At 66.9% G+C, this 17,717-nt stretch carries 18 protein-coding genes and 1 pseudogene; 7 read left to right on the top strand and 12 right to left on the bottom strand.

Translation table 11 applies throughout. The features are described from left to right. Nucleotides 1-32 precede the first annotated feature (32 nt). Nucleotides 33-1,406, top strand: coding sequence for a class II fumarate hydratase (locus tag V9G04_14895; protein MEI2714537.1), 1,374 nt, complete (start codon nucleotides 33-35; stop codon nucleotides 1,404-1,406). On the opposite strand, the gene V9G04_14890 is transcribed toward V9G04_14895, so the two are convergent. The 6 genes and pseudogenes from V9G04_14890 to V9G04_14865 form a co-directional block, all read right to left on the bottom strand. Beyond that, nucleotides 1,403-2,230, bottom strand: a complete 828-nt coding sequence (locus tag V9G04_14890; protein MEI2714536.1) for an aldo/keto reductase — start codon at nucleotides 2,228-2,230, stop codon at nucleotides 1,403-1,405. The genes V9G04_14895 and V9G04_14890 overlap by 4 nt on opposite strands. Nucleotides 2,231-2,248: 18 nt before the next feature. Further along, complete coding sequence (locus V9G04_14885; GenBank protein ID MEI2714535.1) at nucleotides 2,249-2,743, bottom strand: hypothetical protein; 495 nt, start codon at nucleotides 2,741-2,743, stop codon at nucleotides 2,249-2,251. A 140-nt stretch (nucleotides 2,744-2,883) separates the two neighbouring features. After that, nucleotides 2,884-3,579, bottom strand: coding sequence for a hypothetical protein (locus V9G04_14880; GenBank protein ID MEI2714534.1), 696 nt, complete (start codon nucleotides 3,577-3,579; stop codon nucleotides 2,884-2,886). Between the two features lie 114 nt (nucleotides 3,580-3,693). Further along, the gene (locus V9G04_14875; GenBank protein MEI2714533.1) at nucleotides 3,694-5,013 is read right to left on the bottom strand and encodes a PhoH family protein; all 1,320 of its coding nucleotides are present in this window, start codon (nucleotides 5,011-5,013) and stop codon (nucleotides 3,694-3,696) included. 394 nt (nucleotides 5,014-5,407) lie between these two features. Next, nucleotides 5,408-5,725 (bottom strand): undecaprenyl diphosphate synthase family protein, encoded by a 318-nt coding sequence (locus tag V9G04_14870; GenBank protein ID MEI2714532.1) that lies wholly within the window; start codon nucleotides 5,723-5,725, stop codon nucleotides 5,408-5,410. A 1-nt stretch (nucleotide 5,726) separates the two neighbouring features. Continuing rightward, nucleotides 5,727-6,083: pseudogene (locus tag V9G04_14865) on the bottom strand (undecaprenyl diphosphate synthase family protein). A gap of 208 nt (nucleotides 6,084-6,291) precedes the next feature. Between V9G04_14865 and V9G04_14860 the strand changes: the two are divergent. Next, entirely contained in the window at nucleotides 6,292-7,023 is a 732-nt protein-coding gene (locus V9G04_14860; protein MEI2714531.1) for a hemolysin III family protein, read from the top strand. On the opposite strand, the gene V9G04_14855 is transcribed toward V9G04_14860, so the two are convergent. Together V9G04_14855 and V9G04_14850 are read right to left on the bottom strand one after the other, a co-directional pair. Continuing rightward, on the bottom strand, nucleotides 7,020-8,513 hold the full coding sequence (locus tag V9G04_14855) for an aldehyde dehydrogenase family protein (GenBank protein ID MEI2714530.1): 1,494 nt from the start codon (nucleotides 8,511-8,513) through the stop codon (nucleotides 7,020-7,022). The genes V9G04_14860 and V9G04_14855 overlap by 4 nt on opposite strands. A gap of 45 nt (nucleotides 8,514-8,558) precedes the next feature. After that, nucleotides 8,559-10,625, bottom strand: a complete 2,067-nt coding sequence (locus tag V9G04_14850) for a thioredoxin domain-containing protein (protein ID MEI2714529.1) — start codon at nucleotides 10,623-10,625, stop codon at nucleotides 8,559-8,561. A 468-nt stretch (nucleotides 10,626-11,093) separates the two neighbouring features. Between V9G04_14850 and V9G04_14845 the strand changes: the two genes are divergently transcribed. Together V9G04_14845 and V9G04_14840 are read left to right on the top strand one after the other, a co-directional pair. Next, entirely contained in the window at nucleotides 11,094-11,267 is a 174-nt protein-coding gene (locus V9G04_14845) for a hypothetical protein (protein ID MEI2714528.1), read from the top strand. Beyond that, on the top strand, nucleotides 11,264-11,551 hold the full coding sequence (locus tag V9G04_14840) for a hypothetical protein (protein ID MEI2714527.1): 288 nt from the start codon (nucleotides 11,264-11,266) through the stop codon (nucleotides 11,549-11,551). The genes V9G04_14845 and V9G04_14840 overlap by 4 nt, the downstream gene beginning before the upstream one ends. Before the next feature lie 28 nt (nucleotides 11,552-11,579). Here V9G04_14840 and V9G04_14835 read toward each other — a convergent pair whose 3' ends face one another. From V9G04_14835 to V9G04_14825, 3 genes are all read right to left on the bottom strand, one after another. Beyond that, a complete protein-coding gene (locus V9G04_14835; protein ID MEI2714526.1) occupies nucleotides 11,580-11,978 on the bottom strand; it encodes a hypothetical protein in 399 nt (132 codons plus the stop codon). Further along, nucleotides 11,975-12,562, bottom strand: coding sequence for a nucleotidyltransferase domain-containing protein (locus V9G04_14830; protein ID MEI2714525.1), 588 nt, complete (start codon nucleotides 12,560-12,562; stop codon nucleotides 11,975-11,977). Before V9G04_14830 ends, V9G04_14835 begins: the two co-directional genes overlap by 4 nt. A 193-nt stretch (nucleotides 12,563-12,755) precedes the next feature. Then, nucleotides 12,756-12,881, bottom strand: a complete 126-nt coding sequence (locus tag V9G04_14825; protein ID MEI2714524.1) for a hypothetical protein — start codon at nucleotides 12,879-12,881, stop codon at nucleotides 12,756-12,758. A gap of 95 nt (nucleotides 12,882-12,976) precedes the next feature. On the opposite strand from V9G04_14825, the gene V9G04_14820 reads away from it, so the two are divergent. The 3 genes from V9G04_14820 to V9G04_14810 are packed head-to-tail and all read left to right on the top strand — an operon-like array spanning nucleotide 12,977 to nucleotide 17,321. Further along, on the top strand, nucleotides 12,977-14,131 hold the full coding sequence (locus tag V9G04_14820) for a hypothetical protein (GenBank protein ID MEI2714523.1): 1,155 nt from the start codon (nucleotides 12,977-12,979) through the stop codon (nucleotides 14,129-14,131). Next, a complete protein-coding gene (locus V9G04_14815; protein ID MEI2714522.1) occupies nucleotides 14,103-14,915 on the top strand; it encodes a GSU2403 family nucleotidyltransferase fold protein in 813 nt (270 codons plus the stop codon). Before V9G04_14820 ends, V9G04_14815 begins: the two co-directional genes overlap by 29 nt. Nucleotides 14,916-14,957: 42 nt before the next feature. Next, on the top strand, nucleotides 14,958-17,321 hold the full coding sequence (locus tag V9G04_14810; GenBank protein ID MEI2714521.1) for a DEAD/DEAH box helicase family protein: 2,364 nt from the start codon (nucleotides 14,958-14,960) through the stop codon (nucleotides 17,319-17,321). Here V9G04_14810 and V9G04_14805 read toward each other — a convergent pair. Further along, nucleotides 17,258-17,713, bottom strand: a complete 456-nt coding sequence (locus tag V9G04_14805) for a DUF255 domain-containing protein (GenBank protein ID MEI2714520.1) — start codon at nucleotides 17,711-17,713, stop codon at nucleotides 17,258-17,260. The two genes, V9G04_14810 and V9G04_14805, sit on opposite strands and share 64 nt — an antisense overlap. Between the last annotated feature and the right edge of the window lie 4 nt (nucleotides 17,714-17,717).

The following is a 17,717-nucleotide window of genomic DNA, read 5'->3' as shown; positions in this document are numbered from 1 at the left end:
CCACCCCGCACCCGACAGGTAGCGTCGAAGTCGTGGACACCCGGACCGAACACGACTCCCTCGGCGAGATCGAGGTCCCCGCGGACGCCTTGTGGGCGGCCCAGACCCAGCGCGCGATCGAGAACTTCCCGATCAGCGGCACGCGGATGGAGCCGAGTCTGATCAGGGCGCTCGCGCTGCTCAAGGGCAGCGCCGCGCGTACGAACGCCGCCCTCGGCGTCCTCGACCACGACGTGGCGCAGCGGATCGCGGACGCCGCCGCAGCCGTCGCCGACGGGAAGCACACCGACGCGTTCCCACTCGACGTCTTCCAGACCGGCTCGGGCACCTCGACCAACATGAACGTCAACGAGGTGCTGGCCCGGCTCGCAGGTGCAGGCACCCACGCCAACGACCACGTCAATGCCTCGCAGTCGTCCAACGACACCTTCCCGACCGCGATCCACGTGGCGGCAGCGCTCGCCGTGGTGGATGATCTGCTGCCCGCGCTGGAGGTGCTGGAGCAGTCGCTGTCGACGAAGGCGGTCGAGTTCGCCGACCTGGTGAAGAGTGGGCGTACGCACCTGATGGACGCGACTCCGGTGACGCTGGGCCAGGAGTTCGGTGGCTACGCGGCGACCATCGCGTACGCCGGAGAGCGACTGACCAGCGTGCTGCCACGCGTACGAGAGGTGCCGCTGGGCGGCACCGCGGTCGGGACCGGCATCAACACCCCGGAGGGCTTCGCCGCCCAGGTCATCGCGGATCTGTCACAGCGCACGGGTCAGGAGTTCACCGAGGCGCGCGACCATTTCGAGGCGCAGTCGGGGCGCGACTCGCTGGTGGAACTGTCGGGAGTGTTGCGTACGGTGGCCGTCGGGCTGACCAAGATCTGCAACGACCTGAGATGGATGTCGTCCGGCCCGACGACCGGCCTGGCCGAGATCCACTTGCCCGACCTGCAACCGGGGTCGAGCATCATGCCCGGCAAGGTCAACCCGGTGCTGCCCGAGGCGACGCTGATGGTGTGCGCGCAGGTCGTGGGCAACGACGCCACGGTCGCCTGGGCGGGCGCGTCTGGCAACTTCGAACTCAACGTGATGATGCCGGTGATCGCCCGCAATCTGCTGGAGTCGATCCGGATCCTGTCGACCTCGATCACGCTGCTCGCCGAACGCTGCGTGGACGGGATCGAGGCCGACGCGGAGCGGATGGCAACGTACGCCGCCTCGTCGGCCAGCATCGTCACGCCGCTGAACCGGGTGATCGGCTATGAGGCCGCCGCCAAGATCGCCAAGCATGCACTTGCCCGGGGCAGCACCATCCGCGAGGCGGTGCTCGACCTGGGCTTCGTCGACCGCGGGGAACTCACCGAGGCCCAACTCGACGAGGCGCTCGACCTGATCGCGATGACAGGTCGGGCCTAGAGTTCTTCGAACGTCGCCGGGTCGCCCCCGAAGAGTCGCCCGTCATCGCGGTGCAGCGCCGAGATCGCGGCGACCTCGCCGTCGGAAAGCGCGAAGTCGAAGACGTCGAGGTTCGCGGTCTGACGCGAGGGCGTGGCTGACTTGGGCAGCGGGATCGCCCCGAGTTGGAGCTGCCAGCGCAGCACCACCTGAGCGGGTGCGACACCGTGGGCGGTCGCGGCGTCTGCGATCGCGGGTTCGTCGTACGCCGGACGCCGGTTGCCCAACGGACTCCACGCCTCGGTGATGATCCCGAGACGATCATGTACGGCCTGCTGTGCGGTCTGGACGAAGCGCGGATGCTGCTCGACCTGGTTGACGACCGGGGTCACGCCGGTCTCGGCAATGATCCGTTCGAGGTGCTCGGGCAGGAAGTTGGAGACACCGATCGAGCGCACGAGACCCGCCTCGCGGGCCTCGATCAGGCCCTCCCAGGCAGCGACGTAGCGATCTCGCGACGGCAACGGCCAGTGCACCAGCACCAGGTCGAGTCGCTCCAGACCGAGCCGCTCCAGCGACTCCTCGACCGACTCGCGCGCCCGGTCGTGATCGCGTCCGCGCACCTTGGTCGTGATCGCGAGGTCCTGGCGATCAGCGCCGGACCGCGCCAGCGCGCGGCCCACCTCGGCCTCGTTCTCGTACGAGACCGCGGTGTCGATCAATCGGTAGCCGGCCACGATCGCCGAGCAGACTGCCGCCACGCCCTCCTCGCCGCGCAGGCCGTAGGTCCCGAGCCCGATCGCGGGCAGGGTGTGGTCGTCGGACAGAGCGCGAGTGGGGATCACCCGATCACGCTAGCGTGCTCACCCGGGGCGCGCGGTTGCAAAACTGGTCGAGGCAGAGGCCAGCCGGTCGAGAGCGAACACCAGCAGATAGGTGCCGCCCTCGTCGGGGAAGTCCGGACCGAAGTAGACGCCATCGGGGATCGTGATGCGATCGCCCTTGGCCACCGCGCCCTGGTAGGAGTAGAGCAACGTCTGGCTGGCACCGCCCGTGGCAACCGAACTCGTCCAGCCCGGCATCTCCGCTTGGACGTAGAGGTCCGGATCCCACAACGCGCCCGGATAGGGCGTGAAGCTCACGGTCAAGGTCAAGGGGGCGCCGACCTTCGGATCGCCGTCCACCAGGACGTACGCGCCGCCGGCGAACTCGAAGTCGAAGTACCGCGAGCCACCATCGTCGTGGACGACGGCTCCCGACGACTGAGGATCGAACGTCAGCGTGCCTGCGCTGGAGGCATACGTGGGCGCGGTGGTGATCACACTGATTGCGGGCACCGACCACGCGGCTGTCTTCATCAGGGTACGCCGGCACGCAATTCGGGGGGATTGCATTGGGGGGACTCCGGTCATCTTGGGGGGGTTCAGACCTGAGAGTCACGGTAGCGCCAATCGGGCACTCCGGGGGAAATTTCTGGGTGGAACGTATGCGGTGGAGCTCAGTACCAGTTCTGGCTGCGCTTGAAGGACCATGCGTTGCACGGGGTGCCGTACGCGCGCTGGATGTAGTCCAGCCCCCAGCGGATCTGGACCTCGGCGTCGGTGTAGTACCCGGCCGGCATGTCGTGCAGGCCGGTCAGGGCCTGCGGGATGCCGTAGGCCGACGAGGTCGGGTTGTCGGCGTCCACGCGCCAGTTGGATTCGGAGACGTAGAGCGCGTCGAGGCAGGCGAACTGCGAGTCCGCGAAGCCGTACTCGCCCAGCAGTGCGCGCCCGATCGTACGAGGGTCGGCGCCGTCGAGGTTCTCGCTCTGCGCGACGCCGCCGCCGGCGCCGGTGCCCAACACGCGAACCTTGGTCGCGTCCTTGTTCGTACGCCGGTCCGAGCGGGTCACCGCAGGCTGTTGGCGCTGCTGGAGGTCCGCAGCCGTTATGTCTGCCTGCGTACCTGACCGGCCGAGTGAGACGGGCGCGTCTGCCGCGATCACCGGTGCGTTGGTCGAGAGGACCCCGCCCGTCACAGCAACGCCGGTTGCCGCAGCGGCGAGGCCGCCCACGGTCACGGTGCGGCGTACGACTCCGTGGTTGCTCTTGGCGCGGTGTTTCGCGGGTGCAGCATGGCGACCGACGGGGGCGGTGGGCTTGGCGGTCGCATACTTGACGCGGAACGAGACCGGCTTGGCGTGCTTCGACACAGGTGTGAACTCACGGGGGTCGACGTCAGGACAGGTCTGTCACGATGAACCAAAGTAGGGTCCGTTATCAAATCGAGATCAAGGATTCCTGCGACTGGTCTAGACCGCCTCGAATCAGAGCGTGACGTTCTCCAGCATGTCGGTGACCAGTGCCGCGATCGGCGAACGCTCGGACCGGGTCAAGGTGACGTGACCGAACAGCGGATGGCCCTTGAGCTTCTCCACGACCGCGACGACACCGTCGTGGCGACCCACCCGCAGGTTGTCGCGCTGCGCGACGTCGTGCGTGAGGACGACCTTGGAGTTGGCGCCGATGCGGCTGAGCACGGTCAGCAGCACGTTGCGCTCCAACGATTGCGCCTCGTCCACAATCACGAAGGAGTCGTGCAACGAGCGGCCCCGGATATGGGTCAGCGGCAAGACCTCGAGCATCCCGCGGTCGAGCACCTCGTCGATCACGTCTCGGCTGGTGATCGAACCCAGGGTGTCGAACACCGCCTGCGCCCACGGATTCATCTTCTCCGACTCCGAGCCCGGCAGGTAGCCGAGTTCCTGGCCACCCACCGCGAAGAGGGGCCGAAAGACCACGACCTTCTTGTGCTGACGCCGTTCCATCGTCGCCTCCAGGCCGGCGCACAGCGCGAGCGCGGACTTGCCGGTGCCGGCTCGCCCACCTAACGACACGATGCCCACCTCGGGGTCGAGGAGCAGTTCCAAGGCGATGCGCTGCTCGGCCGACCGTCCGTGAATGCCGAAGGCCTCACGGTCGCCGCGCACCAGGTGCACCTGCTTGTCGGGACCGACCCGCCCCAGGCCCGTACCCCGGTCACTGAACAACACCAGCCCCGTGTGACACGGCAGGTCGCGTGCTGCGTCGAGGTCGACGGTGCCATCGGCGTACAGCTCGTCGAGCGCCTCGGCGGCCACCTCGAGTTCGGCCATGCCGTTGTAGCCGGTGTCGGAGTCCGAGATCGCCTCGGCGCGGTATTCCTCCGCCTCCAGGCCGACCGCGCTGGCCTTGATCCGCAACGGCAGGTCCTTGGACACCAAGGTCACCCGGTGGCCTTCGTTGGCCAGGTTGCGAGCCACCGCCAGGATGCGCGTGTCGTTGTCGCCGAGGCGAAAACCGGACGGGAGCGACTCGGGGTCGGTGTGGTTGAGCTCCACCCGCAAGGTGCCACCCTCGTCGCCGATCGGCACCGCCGTGTCGAGCCGCCCGTGCTTGACGCGCAGATCATCGAGGTGACGCAAGGCCGTACGCGCGAAGAAGCCCAACTCGGGGTGGTGGCGCTTGCCCTCCAACTCGGTGATCACCACGACCGGCAGCACCACCTGGTGCTCGGCGAACCGCTTCAGTGCGCCAGGATCGGCGAGCAGGACGCTGGTGTCGATGACGTAAGTGCGGGACTCTTCGGCTGCGGACTGCTCAGGCATTGCTTCCCCTTGACAGCCGGCGCGCGCACTCCTCGCCCCGGCCCTTAGAACTCGTGGTTGGACCGAGAAGAGTCCCGAAGGCCGGAGTGGCGGCCTCCCACGCGCGCCAACCCTCGGCGTGCTGTCAGGTCGTGAACTTCCACGAACGGGCCTCCCGATGGCGGCGAGCTTCCCCACTCGCCGATGTCTGCGAACGTACGTCTCGTGCAGAGACGATTCGGGGCGACACGCCCGACCACGAGGTGAACGTTGGGTTGCGGGCTCGGTCGGCCTGTCCCGAACTGCGGCCGACACTGCGGGGCTCGGTCAGCCTGTCCCGAACTGCGGCCGACACTTCGGGGCTCGGCTCCAGCACACCTCGCAACGCTCGGCGTACCTCCGCCTCACTCCTCGGTCAGCCGCCGTATCTCCGCTCGCGCTCCGCGTACGCCCGGATCGCGCGCAAGAAGTCCACGCGCCGGAAGTCCGGCCACAACGCCTCGCAGAAATAGAACTCCGACTGCGCCGACTGCCACAACAAGAAGCCGCCGAGGCGCTGCTCGCCGGACGTTCGGATCACCAGATCGGGATCCGGCTGACCCTTCGTATACAGATGCTGGGCGATGTGGTCGACGTCGATGAGCTCGGCCGAGCTCTTCCAGCGAGGTCCCCTGGCCTGCGTGCTCGTGGAGCAGGGAGCGTACGGCGTCCGCGATCTCGCGACGGCCGCCATAGCCGACCGCGACGTTGACGATCAGCCCGTCGCTTTCGCGGGTGTCGTCCGCGGCCTTCTTCAGAATCTCCGCCGTGGACGACGGCAGCAGGTCGAGCGAACCGACGGGATGTACGCGCCACCGGCCCGATTCGGCGAGCGCTTCGACGGCACCTTCGATGATTCCCAGCAGGCCCTGCAATTGCTCGACCGGACGGTTGCTGAGGTTGTCGTTGGAGAGCAGCCACAACGTGACGACCTCGACACCCACCTCCTCGCACCACTCCAGCAACGGGAAGATGTTGTCCGCGCCGGCCTGATAGCCGCCCGCCGTGTCGAGGCCGACCGATTTCGCCCAACGTCGGTTGCCGTCGAGCATCACGCCGATGTGCTTGGGGATGCGATCCGAAGGCAGCGCCTTGACCATCCGCGCCTCGTACGCGGGATAGAGCAACCGCCGGACGGCGTCCTTGGTGTTCCTCAACCCGGGCACGTCGCCGATGTTAGGCCACATCGAGCTATGTGAGGCTCGACTCTCTCGTAGATTCGACTGTTGCAGCGCCAGATCGCCGGATAAGTTCGGCGGCATGAAGGACGTCGTACGCGCTCACCTCGACGATGTGGTGGAGAACGTCTCCGATCGCGTGGAGACGGTGCTCGCCGAAGTCAAGCCGCGCCTGCGTGGTTGGCTGCACCTGGTCAATGCGCCGCTCACGCTCGCGGCCGGGATCGTGCTGATCGTGCTCTCCCCCAATGCCCCGACCCGGGTGGGCTCGGCCATCTACGCCGCGTCGGCTCTCATGCTCTTCACCGTGTCGGCTGTGTATCACCGCGGCCACTGGGGGCCGCGCACGCACGCGTTCTTGATGCGCTTCGATCACGCCAACATCTTCTTGCTGATCGCGGGGTCGTACACCCCCTTCACACTGCTGCTGCTCGATGGCCGTGACCAGACGATCATGCTCACCGTGGTCTGGGTCGGTGCGGCTTTGGGTGGGCTGTTCCGGATCTTCTGGGTGAAGGCGCCACGCTGGCTCTACACCGCGCTCTACATCGGGTTGGGTTGGGCCGCGGTGTTCTACCTCCCGGCGTACATCCGTGGCGGTGCCGAACTCGGGATCGGCATCGGAACGGCGGTGCTGATCCTCGCCCTCGCCGGCGGTGTGTTCTACACCTTGGGCGGCGTGGTGTACGGACTACAGCGACCCGACCCGTGGCCGCGTTGGTTCGGCTTCCACGAGGTGTTCCACACGTTCACGATCCTGGCGTTCGTCAGCCACTACGTCGGGGTGTCACTGGCGACGTACTCCCTGCGCTAATCGCGCTTCTTGCTGCCGCGCCCGTGCAGCATCGTGATCAACTGCGCCAACTGCTTTTCTGCCTTCTCCGTCCGCGTGAACGACGTCAGCGCGAGCGGCGGCTTGAAGCGTTGGCGCGTGATCGCGTGCGGATAGGTGAACTCACGCAGACCGTCCGCGCCGTGGATCCGCCCGAAGCCCGAGTCACCGACTCCGCCGAACGGCAGACTCGGCACGGCGGCGAAGGTGATCACGCCGTTGATCGCCGTCATACCCGCGCGCAGGCGTTGCGCGATCGACTCACCGTGCTTGCGGGAGAAGACCGTCGAACCGAGGCCATAGCGAGTCCCGTTGGTCTTGGCGATCGCCTCGTCCATATCGCGCACCCGCGTGATGGTCATCGTCGGACCGAAGGTCTCCTCCTGGATCGCCGCGGAGTCCTCGGGCACGTCCACGAGTACGACCGGCTCGACCCAGCGCTCCTTGACCGACTCCGCTCCGCCGACCAGCGCGCGGCCACCACGATCGAGCGCGTCTTGGATGTGACGGCGTACGACGTCGAGTTGCGACGGCATCGTCATCGGACCGATCTGCGCGGTCGGTGAGTCCAGCGCGGTGATCTCGCGCGCCTGCCTGGTGATCTCGGCGACGAACTCGTCATAGACGCGTTCGTGCACATAGATCCGCTCGACGCCCGTGCAGGTCTGGCCGGCGTTGGCGCAGGCCCCCCAGAGCGCGGCGTCCACGGCGGCTGCGATGTCGGCGTCCTCGTCGACGATTACGGCATCCTTGCCCCCGGCCTCGATCACGACCGGCGTCAGGGTCTCGGCGCAGGCCGCCATGACCCGCTTGCCGGTCGCGGTCGAGCCGGTGAAGGCCACCTTGTCGACGTCCGCGCGACACAGGGCGGCACCGGTGTCGCCCAGACCCGTCACGACCTGGAGCACCGGACGCCCGATCGCCTCCTGGGCGGTGCGGGCCAGCCATTCGCCCACTCCTGGCGTGTATTCGCTGGGTTTGAAGACGACCGTGTTGCCTGCCGCGAGGGCGTACGCGATCGACCCCATCGGGGTGAAGACCGGATAGTTCCACGGGCCGATCACGCCGACGACGCCGTACGGGCGGTATTGCAGTGTCGCGATCTGGTTGGCCATCAGCAGTCCGCTCGGGACCTTGCGGCGACCGAGCACCTTCTTGGCGTTGCCCGCGGCCCAGGCCAGATGGTCGATCGCCAGCGAGGCCTCCAGGATCGCGTCACCGTGCGGCTTGCCTGTCTCGGCGTGCATCAGGTCCGCGAGTTCTTGCAGGCGCCGGGCCATCGTCGCGCGCCAGGCACCGAGGTGGGTGGCGCGCTCTTCGTACGACAGTCGCCCCCACCACTCCGCGGTCTCGCGTGCGGTGGCGACGGCAACTCGTACGTCCTCCTCGGCGTGCACGGGATGCGTGGCGACCACGTCGCCGGTGCGGGGGTTGAGGGATTCGAAGGTGCTCACTGGGGCTCCATTCACCATGATCGGTTGCTGCGCGTTGAACCTATGCCTGCTTGCCGATTCTCGTCATCGGGTCGTCTCGGCCAGCAGCGCCGCGAGTTCTTCGGCAGTGGTGACGGGTCGCTGGCAGACGTGGCGACGACAGACGTACGCCGTGGGGTGCCCGCCGAGCGCTTCTCTCCCGGCGAGCAGCGGGATCTCGGCTGTCGCGTCGTCGACGACGACCACTACGGCGGTCGGGTGCTCCCGGGCGATGCGTGCCAGTTTGTCGCGCGCGGGTCCTTCAGGCCCCACGATCGCGACCTCGGGCGGGCCGTGCTGCAGTGCGACGGCAGCCGCGAGACTCCACCCGGCGAAGCGTGGCGCCTGCGTCACCAGGACATGCAGGCTGGCCAGCGCTTGCTCGGCCGCGGTGCGGTAGCGGTCGTCGCCGGTGATCGCGGCAGCTTTGATCAGCGCGTGGATGATGCTGGAGGTCCCGCTCGGGCTGGCGTTGTCACTGGGGTCTTTGGGACGTGCCACCAAGACCTCGGCGTCGTCAGCGGTATCGAAGAAGCCGCCGTCGTCGGCCCGGAAGTGCGCGAGCACGGTGTCGAGCAGATCAGTCGCGGCGGTGAGCCAGACAGGGTCGGACGTGTGCTGCACGAGGTCGAGGAAGGCGGTAGCGACGCAGCCGTAGTCCTCCAGTACGCCCGCCGGTGCCCCGACCTCGCCGTCGCGTGACACTCGCTTGAGGTGCCTGCCCTGGATGTGCAGGTCCTTGATGAGTTGTGCGGCTTGCAGTGCCCACTCCGCGTACGCCTGCTCGTTGCTGCGCTGACTCAGCGCGAGGAGTCCGGAGATCGCGAGCCCGTTCCAGGCAGCCACGACCTTGTCGTCGCGCGCGGGGCGTACGCGTTCGGCTCGTTTGTGCAGCAAACGGTGTCGGACGCTGATCCATCTCTGTGTCTCGGCATCGTCGATGGGGTCCCGCATTTGTTGGAGTGTCGACGATCCGTGCTCGAACGTGCCTCGCGCTGTGACGGTCAGGAACTCGGCCGCCCAGATTCCGTCGTCGGGACCGAGCGCCTCGATCAGTTGCTGCGGCGTCCAGGCATAGAACTTGCCCTCAACACCCTCGGAGTCGGCGTCGAGCGCCGAGGCGAATCCACCCTCGTCCGTACGCATCTCGTCATGCAGCCAGCCGGCGATGTCTTCGGCGACAGCCGTGTCTCCGTGCTGGGCATAGACCCCGAGCAGGAGCGCGTTGTCGTACAGCATCTTCTCGAAGTGCGGCACCACCCACGCGTTGTCGACGCTGTATCTGGCGAAGCCCCCAGCGAGTTGGTCGTGGATCCCACCGCGCGCCATCGCGTCGAGGGTCTTGTCCAGCATCGATGTGGCGCTCTCACCGGTGGTTGAGGTGCGAGCGACCTGCCCGGTGTTTGAGGTGCGAGCGACCTGCCCGGTGGTTGAGGAGCCGCGCAGCGGCGTCTCGAAACCACCACCCATCCGTCCCAAGAACTCCAACACCATGCTCGGCGGGAACTTCGGCGCTCCCCCGAACCCGCCTCGCCGGGCGTCGAAGTCTTTGCTCAGCGTGTTGACGGCGTTGTCTAAATCGGCTTTCGTCAACGTGCCCGGCGGGAGTTGCCGCTGCTGGTTGAGGTGCTCGCGCAAAGCGTCGGCCGTACGCCTGATGTCGTCACCCCGGTTGACCCAGGCATCGCTGATCGCGGCGAGGACCTGTCGGAAGCTGGGCTGTCCGTGGCGTGGCTCGTCGGGGAAATAGGTCCCGGCGAAGAACGGGTTGCCCTCGTGGTCGAGTACGCACGTCATCGGCCAGCCGCCATGCCCGGTCATCGCAGTCGTCGCCTGCATGTAGATCGCGTCGACGTCGGGACGTTCCTCGCGATCGACCTTGATGTTCACGTAGCCCTCGTTCATCTGCTGTGCCGTGGCCTCGTCTTCAAACGACTCGTGGGCCATCACGTGGCACCAGTGGCAGGCGGCATACCCGACGCTCAGCAGGATCGGCACGTTCCTGTTCTTCGCCTCCGTGAACGCGTCCTGGCCCCATTCCCACCAGTGCACCGGGTTGTCCGCGTGCTGCTGGAGGTACGGCGACGTGGCTGCGGCGAGACGGTTGGCCATGTGGTCGACCGTACGCGGCTGCGCCGACATCGGTGGTGGAGCAGGCTCGTCCCCGGTGGTTGAGAAGGCCCGCAGGGCCGTCATTGCCCCACCGGTGGTTGAGGAGGCCCGCAGGGCCGTCACGCCCCACCGGTGGTTGAGAAGGCCCGCAGGGCCGTCACGCCCCACCGGTGGTTGAGGAGGCCCGCAAGGGCCGTCTCGAAACCACGCTCTCTACATCGCGGCTTTATCGGTGCGCTCTCCTACATCTCGCTCGAGGAGGACATCAGATGCCAAGACAGCGTTCGGCACCCACTGCTCCGTGGTCGAGAAAGCGGCACGACCGCTCTCCGTACCGGCCGTACGTGACACCTGTCTGTTGTCAGCGGACCGCCGTGGTTCGCGGCAACCAGGAGGAATCATGAACAAGCAGGAGATGCCGTTTCACGCTCGCCACGAGGACGAACTGCACTGCTCACGCTCGATGAGGTGGCCGAGACGCTGCTGACCTCGCCGAACACCGTGCGCTGGTGGCGGCAGGAGGGAACCGGTCCGGAGTTCTTCAAGATCGGCCGACGGCTCGACACGACCGTCGGCGACCTGCGAGCCTGGATCCGCAGCCGGCGGACCGCGTCGAATCCCGTCGTCGGGACCCGCCGGTGATCGCCGTGGACTACCCGCGCCACGTGTTCCTGAGCGCGCGCGAGGTGATGGCGCGGTATGACTGGGGGAAGACCCGCGGCTACCAGCACCTCAAGGAATGCGAGTTGGTGCCGCCGCCGGTCATGACACACCCGGATCGGTGGCGGCTGGACCAGCTGCTGGAGTGGGAGGAGAAGCGCATGGAGTTGGTCGAGGCGGCGATGGAGTCACCCGTTACGCCCCAACGCGAGCCTCTCGCGATCACCGACCTGCTCCCGCAGCCCAAGCGACGGCGCGCGGGCTGAGAACGGCAGGTCGAGTCGGCACCGCAGCTCAAGGCTGCCTGACAAGTCGCTTCGCAAGGTCGACGAGGAACTCCGCTCGCCGGACGAGTGGCTTCGCCTTGGCAAGAGAGATGAGCGCGGTGCCGTACTCAACCTCGCCCTTCATGGAGATCAACTCCCGAAACGCCCTCTCCGCTGACGCGGCATCGCTGTTGGCTCCGAGGGCCTGACGCAACTCCTTCGCTGCCTTGGCATGGTCCTTCGCCTTGCCGGACTTGCCAGTCAGCACTGTCACGATCGCGTCCTTGGCGCTGATGCCGGCGTGGATCGCATCTCCAGCAGCGGGAGTCGCGCGCTCCAGATCGAGGTTGTCCTGAGCCGAGTCGAGGTACTGCTGCGCCTTGTGGAGATAGCTCCGAGCGTGGTTCCTGCTCTCCCCACTCGTCATGACGCCACCCGGATCCGACGTGGCATCTTGCCGACCAGTGCGACTCCATCCCGAAGGATCTCGGCGATGACCGGCTCCCGTTCCTCGGGTGCCAGGTCGAAGTGCTCCCGCGTGAGATGGAGGACGTCGCAGTCATTTCCGAGACCCTCCTGCACCTTCTGTTGCAGGTCAGCCCTCCCGGCCCATTCAGCGGGGGCGATCACGACGAGGTCGATGTCACTGTCCGCGCGCGCATCCCCGCGAGCGACGGATCCGAAGACGATCACCGCGTCCACCCCGCTCGCCGCCTCCCGCACGACTCGAGTCAACATCTCGATCGGGCTGGCCAGTGCGCGAAGAGGAGCGATGGCCGCATGGCCCTCGTTGATGCGGTGCACGCCAGCACGTCCGATGGTCTCAGTCGTGATGAGTCCGAGGCGGTCGAGATCTCGAAGCGCCTGCTGCACTGCACCAAGGCTGTGCCGATCCTCGATCAACGCGTGCACGCGCCGCCCAGTCAGCGGTGCGCCGGTGCGCAGCAGTACGGCGAGCACCGCACCTCGCGCGCCGGGCATCAGCCCACCAAAGGGTTCGCCGAAGTTCATTTGAACAGAATACTGTTCAAATGAGTCTCAGGCTAGTCATACCGGAGGATGTCGACTTGTTCTGCCATGCGGTCAATGCCGCCGTACGCGTCGATGATGACCTGGTCGCGGATCACCACCGAGCCAGGCTCCTTGCGAACAAGGTTGGTCACCTGGCTTCCCGGGAACCGCGACCTTACGCTTCGAACGGAACTCAGCCATTTTCGAGAACCGAGAGTCTGGCTAGCCTCAGATCGTGTCCACGAAGGCCGAGCGTCGAGCGGCCCGCGCCGAGGTCGCCGCCTACCACCAGGAGCACCTCGGTCGGCTTGTCGAGCATCTGGCACATTCCATCGACGGCATGATGTCTTCCGTCCGCGATTTCTCGAAAATAGCAATCTTCCGCGATCCGTGGAACTTGGTTATTATCGAGAAATGTCCGGAGTTCAGCGCACACTCACTTTGCCCCTCGAAGGGTACGGCGACGAGCCCAAGAGCGAGGCGGACGTCGTACTGACGGCGGCTGCGCGCATCCAAGCTGCACTCCCAGCGGGCTGGACGATCAAGACAAAGACCGGAGTCGGCGGACTGGATGGTGCCACCGACGCCTCCCTCCGCCCAGACGCTCGGCTTTCTCTCGTGCGGGAAGGCAAAACCGTGGCGACGTACGCCGTCGAGGCCAAGCGTGCGCTGGCTTCGAGCAACCTGCTCCCCGCCATCAATCAACTCCTCGCCCTGCAGGGCGACAACCCGGCCAGGATGCGGCCGATGCTGATCGCTCGCTACCTCAGCACCCAGCAGCAGCGGGTGCTGCAAGAACGGGACATCGCCTACGCCGACGCCACCGGAAACCTGTACCTGATGTCGGAAGACCCGCTGGTCCTACTGTCCAATCGAGGCGCGAGCGCCGATCCGTGGCGGGGTCCCGGACGCCCGACGACCAGCCTGAAGGGCCTCCCTGCCGCCCGGCTCGTCCGTACACTGGCTGACTTCGTCCCGCCGTACTCCGTCTCTGAACTCGCCGACTTGGCCGGCGCATCGCTCGGCGCCGCCTACCGCCTCAGCGACTACCTCATCGGTGAAGGGCTACTCACTCGCACCGAACGTGAGCCGATCACGGATGTCGACTGGCCCGAGCTACTTCGCCGGTGGAGCCAGGACGCTCGATATCTCGACACCAGCACGACGCGTGGCTTCCTCGAACCGCGCGGGCTCGACACCCTCGTCGAGAAGCTCGGCAAACAGCCGCCATCACAGCGCTACGCGGTGAGTGGCTCCTTGGCCACTCAGCCCTATGCCTCATACGCCGAGGCTCGGTTGGGACTCATCTACGCAGACGACCCACTGAAACTCGCAGCAGACCTTGGGCTGCGCCCCGTGGATGCTGGCGCCAACGTCATCCTCACGGCGCCGCGTTCGCCCGTTGTCTTCGAGCGCACATCGAAGTGGAGAGACATCACCATCGTTGCTCCCAGCCAGGCAGTCGCCGACCTACTCGGCGGCCCCGGCCGAAACCCTGCTGAAGGCGAATACCTGTTGGACTGGATGAAGGAGAACCCAGATGCCTGGCGCAGACAACGTGATCGTTGAGGCACGTACCGCTTTGCTCGACGCGATCGCAGCTCTCGAAGCGCACAAGGCATCGGTGATCCTCATCGGTGCCCAAGCGATCTACCTACGCACAGGCAAAGCCACGTTCGCCCTGGCCGAGGCAACCAAGGACTCCGACCTCGCCATCGACACCCGCGAACTTGGTGAGGATCCCCTTCTCGAGGAGGCGATGACCAGCGCAGGCTTCATTCTCAACCCGGTCAGTCAGCAACCCGGCGCCTGGATGTCACCCAACGGGATCCCCGTCGATCTGATGGTCCCAGAGCACCTTGCTGGCTCCGGCAGCCGACGCGGCGTCCGCATCCCGCCCCACTCCAAGCACGCGGCACGCCGGGCGGCCGGCCTGGAGGCCGCGCTCATCGACCAGTCGCCGATGACCGTCGGCTCGCTGAACGGCGACGGCCGGAGCGCCGTCATCAACGTCGCAGGCTCTGCGGCACTGCTCGTGGCGAAGCTCCACGAGTTGGGCGAACGGGTCGACACTCCCGACCGTCTCAACGACAAGGACGCGCACGACATCTACCGACTGCTGGTGGCTACCGAGACTCCCGATCTCGCCAAGACCATGCAGCGCCTCCATGCCGACGAAGTCGCGCAAGGGGCCACAACACAGGCGCTGGGCTACCTGGAGCAACTCTTCGCAACCGCAGACGCCCTCGGTGCCATGATGGCCGGTCGCGCCGAGGAAGGAGTCGGCCAGCCAGACACGGTTTCGGCTTCGGTCAGCCTCCTCGCGCAGGACCTACTCTCAGCCTTGACGTGATCGGCCACGGGGCCCCGGCTCCAAACCAAGAGGATTGACACCGTGAGCGATCTGCAAGCCGAGCTGGAGAGTCTGCGGGCCGAGAACAACCGCCTGCGCAAGCTCCTCAAGCTGACTGACGCGGAGGCGACTCCAGTTCGTGGCACCCAGGCAGCGTGGTTCGACAAAGCACCGGGTCCGGTGGACGCGCGTTCCCCCTCGCGAGCCAAGGTCGATTTCTACGCCGCGTTGTTCTGCGCAAGACGTGACGTCCACGCCGTGCGTTGGGAGAACGCCCGCATGAACAAGTCGGAGTGGATGCCTGCCGTCGAGGGCGGCTGGCGCAAGGGCCGCGCAGCCTCGGAGGTGCGGCACCTCCCGCTCACGCCCGAGGTCCTGGCCGCGCATCTGACTGGCGACGTCCACATCGGGCTCTATCCGATGCTCGCCGGCGACCAGACCTGTTGGCTCGCGGCCGACTTCGACGGGCAGGCCGCCATGCTCGACGCGCTCGCCTATCTGAAGGCGGCACGGGCCGTTGGCGCGCCCGCAGCCTTGGAGGTCTCGCGCTCTGGTGTCGGCGCGCACGTGTGGATCTTCTTCACTGATCCTGTGCCAGCGGTTGCCGCCCGTCAGCTCGGGACCGCTCTTGTCCGCGAGGCGATCGCCATCCGTGGCCGGATGGACCTTCGCTGCTATGACAGGCTCTTCCCCTCCCAGGACGTGCTGCCTGGCCAGGGCCTCGGGAACCTGATCGCGGCCCCGCTCCACGGCAAGTCACGAAGGCTCGGCACCACGGTCTTTCTCGACCTGGCCACGCTGGAGCCGTTCGAAGACCAATGGGAGTACCTCTCCACCTTGGAACGCCTTACCCCGAGGCAGGTCACAAAGCTCGCCTCGGCGCTCCGGGAGCCGAAGGTCGGGGCGCGTGTCGACCGTGCCCAGCCCGCCCGGTCGACCAAGACCCAGCCGAATCCGGCACCGATCGTTCATCTGAGCCTTGACGGCACGGTAGGGATTCCCGGCTCGGAGCTGAGCCCCTCGCTGTACGCGACCTTGAAGCACGCCGCCTCGACGTACAACCCGGAGTTCTACGACCGCCATCGCCGCCGGCAGTCGACGTGGAACGTCCCGCGCATCATCACCTCCTACGATGAGACGCTCGACGACCACCTCGTCCTCCCGCGCGGGCTGCGCGACACCGCGACGCGGCTCATCGAGGGGGCCGGCAGCAAGGTCGAGGTCGACGATCAGCGGGTCGCCGGAGATCCTTTGCACCTCTCGCCGACCTTCGACCTCAGGCCGCAGCAGCAGGAAGCAGTGGAGGCCGTACTGCCGCATGAGTTGGGACTCTTGGTCGCTCCGCCCGGCTCTGGGAAGACCGTCATGGCGTGCGCAGTCATAGCCCAGCGAACCGTTTCGACGCTGGTGCTGGTCGACCGCAAGACGCTCGCCGATCAATGGCGCCGCGAGATCACCGCCCTCCTCGGGATCAAGCCGGGGCAGCTCGGCGGTGGCCGATCCAGGCTAACCGGCATTGTTGACATCGCCACTTTGCAGACGCTCGCCCGCCGAACCGACCTCGCCGAGAAGCTCGGCTCCTACGGCCAGGTCATCGTCGACGAGTGTCACCACGTCCCGGCTGCCGCGTTCGATGCCGCTGTCCGCGCCATCCCCGCGCGCTACTGGGTCGGGCTCACCGCCACGCCTTATCGGCGCGACGGCCTCGATGACCTGATCGGCTTTCAACTCGGCCCGGTCCGCCACACCTTCACACACGCCGACCCCGACACGCTCGAAGGTGCCAACGCCGAGAGGCCACGCCCCGTACTCATCGTCCACCCAACAGCCTTCCAGTTGTCGGAACCGGTCGACTTCGCCATTCCGGGCGCGATCGCGAGCGTCCACGCGGCCCTCGCAGAGGACGGGGTGCGCAACGAGCAGATCCTCGCCGATGTGGTCGACGCCCTGGGGCGCGGACGACACTGTCTGGTCCTGGCCCAACGCACGGGCCACGTCGACCACCTCGCAGCAGCGCTCACCGCGCAGGGGCTGGACCCAGTGGTTCTCAAGGGTGGGATGGGCGCCAAGCAACGCGCAGCGGCGACCGAGCGCCTAGTCCCCTCCGATGACGGCCCACCATTACTCGTCGTTGCCACCGGCCACTTCGTCGGGGAGGGATTCGATTGTCCAGCACTGGACACCCTCTTCCTGGCCGGGCCGATCTCGTTCAAGGGACGCCTCGTGCAGTACGCCGGACGGGTCCTTCGAGCTCATCCAGGCAAGCGCACTGCAGAGGTGCACGACTACCATGACGTCGAGGTTCCAGTCCTCACGGCAGCACTCAACAAGCGCGCACCCGGTTACATCAGCCTCGGCTTCCCCGACCCTCGCGGCACCAAGTCACCCTCCGCCAAACGGGCTTGAGTGATACACGAGAGGATGCACGAGCCCCCGAAATCGGCGTCCAACGGCGAAACTCCCTGAACCGGCCCGGACCGCCTTACCCCTTCTGACCTGCGGTTTCGTCGAAATTTCGTCGACGACCGCTCAGGCTGAACGTCGTGGCACCAGCGGCAGGCGGCGTACCCGACGCTCAGCAGCACGGGACGTTTCTTTTGCGCGCTTCGTCGAAGGCCTCGCTTCCCCACTCCGCCAGTCGACAGGGTTGTCCGCGTGCTGCTGGAGGTATGGCGACGTGGCTGCGACGAGACGGTTGGCCATGTGCCCGACCGTACGCGGCTGCGCCGACTTCGGTGGTGGAGCAGGCTCGTCCCCGGTGGTTGAGGGGGCCCGCAAGGCCGTCTCGAAAACCACATCCCC

This window comes from Nocardioides sp. (genome assembly GCA_037045645.1).
Taxonomy (GTDB): domain Bacteria; phylum Actinomycetota; class Actinomycetes; order Propionibacteriales; family Nocardioidaceae; genus Nocardioides.
Note: the sequence above shows the minus strand (reverse complement) of the source record. Positions and strands in the feature narration are given on the sequence as shown.

What these genes read in the sequence shown, in the direction of transcription:
- V9G04_14830 (MEI2714525.1), bottom strand. Translation starts at nt 12,562, where the DNA reads ATGAACTTCGGCGAACCCTTTGGTGGGCTGATGCCCGGCGCGCGAGGT.
- V9G04_14855 (MEI2714530.1), bottom strand. Translation starts at nt 8,513, where the DNA reads ATGGTGAATGGAGCCCCAGTGAGCACCTTCGAATCCCTCAACCCCCGC.
- V9G04_14875 (MEI2714533.1), bottom strand. Translation starts at nt 5,013, where the DNA reads ATGCCTGAGCAGTCCGCAGCCGAAGAGTCCCGCACTTACGTCATCGAC.
- V9G04_14850 (MEI2714529.1), bottom strand. Translation starts at nt 10,625, where the DNA reads ATGGCCAACCGTCTCGCCGCAGCCACGTCGCCGTACCTCCAGCAGCAC.
- V9G04_14870 (MEI2714532.1), bottom strand. Translation starts at nt 5,725, where the DNA reads ATGGCGGCCGTCGCGAGATCGCGGACGCCGTACGCTCCCTGCTCCACG.
- V9G04_14825 (MEI2714524.1), bottom strand. Translation starts at nt 12,881, where the DNA reads ATGCTCGACAAGCCGACCGAGGTGCTCCTGGTGGTAGGCGGCGACCTC.
- V9G04_14860 (MEI2714531.1), top strand. Translation starts at nt 6,292, where the DNA reads ATGAAGGACGTCGTACGCGCTCACCTCGACGATGTGGTGGAGAACGTC.
- V9G04_14805 (MEI2714520.1), bottom strand. Translation starts at nt 17,713, where the DNA reads ATGTGGTTTTCGAGACGGCCTTGCGGGCCCCCTCAACCACCGGGGACG.
- V9G04_14815 (MEI2714522.1), top strand. Translation starts at nt 14,103, where the DNA reads ATGCCTGGCGCAGACAACGTGATCGTTGAGGCACGTACCGCTTTGCTC.
- V9G04_14820 (MEI2714523.1), top strand. Translation starts at nt 12,977, where the DNA reads ATGTCCGGAGTTCAGCGCACACTCACTTTGCCCCTCGAAGGGTACGGC.
- V9G04_14885 (MEI2714535.1), bottom strand. Translation starts at nt 2,743, where the DNA reads ATGAAGACAGCCGCGTGGTCGGTGCCCGCAATCAGTGTGATCACCACC.
- V9G04_14835 (MEI2714526.1), bottom strand. Translation starts at nt 11,978, where the DNA reads ATGACGAGTGGGGAGAGCAGGAACCACGCTCGGAGCTATCTCCACAAG.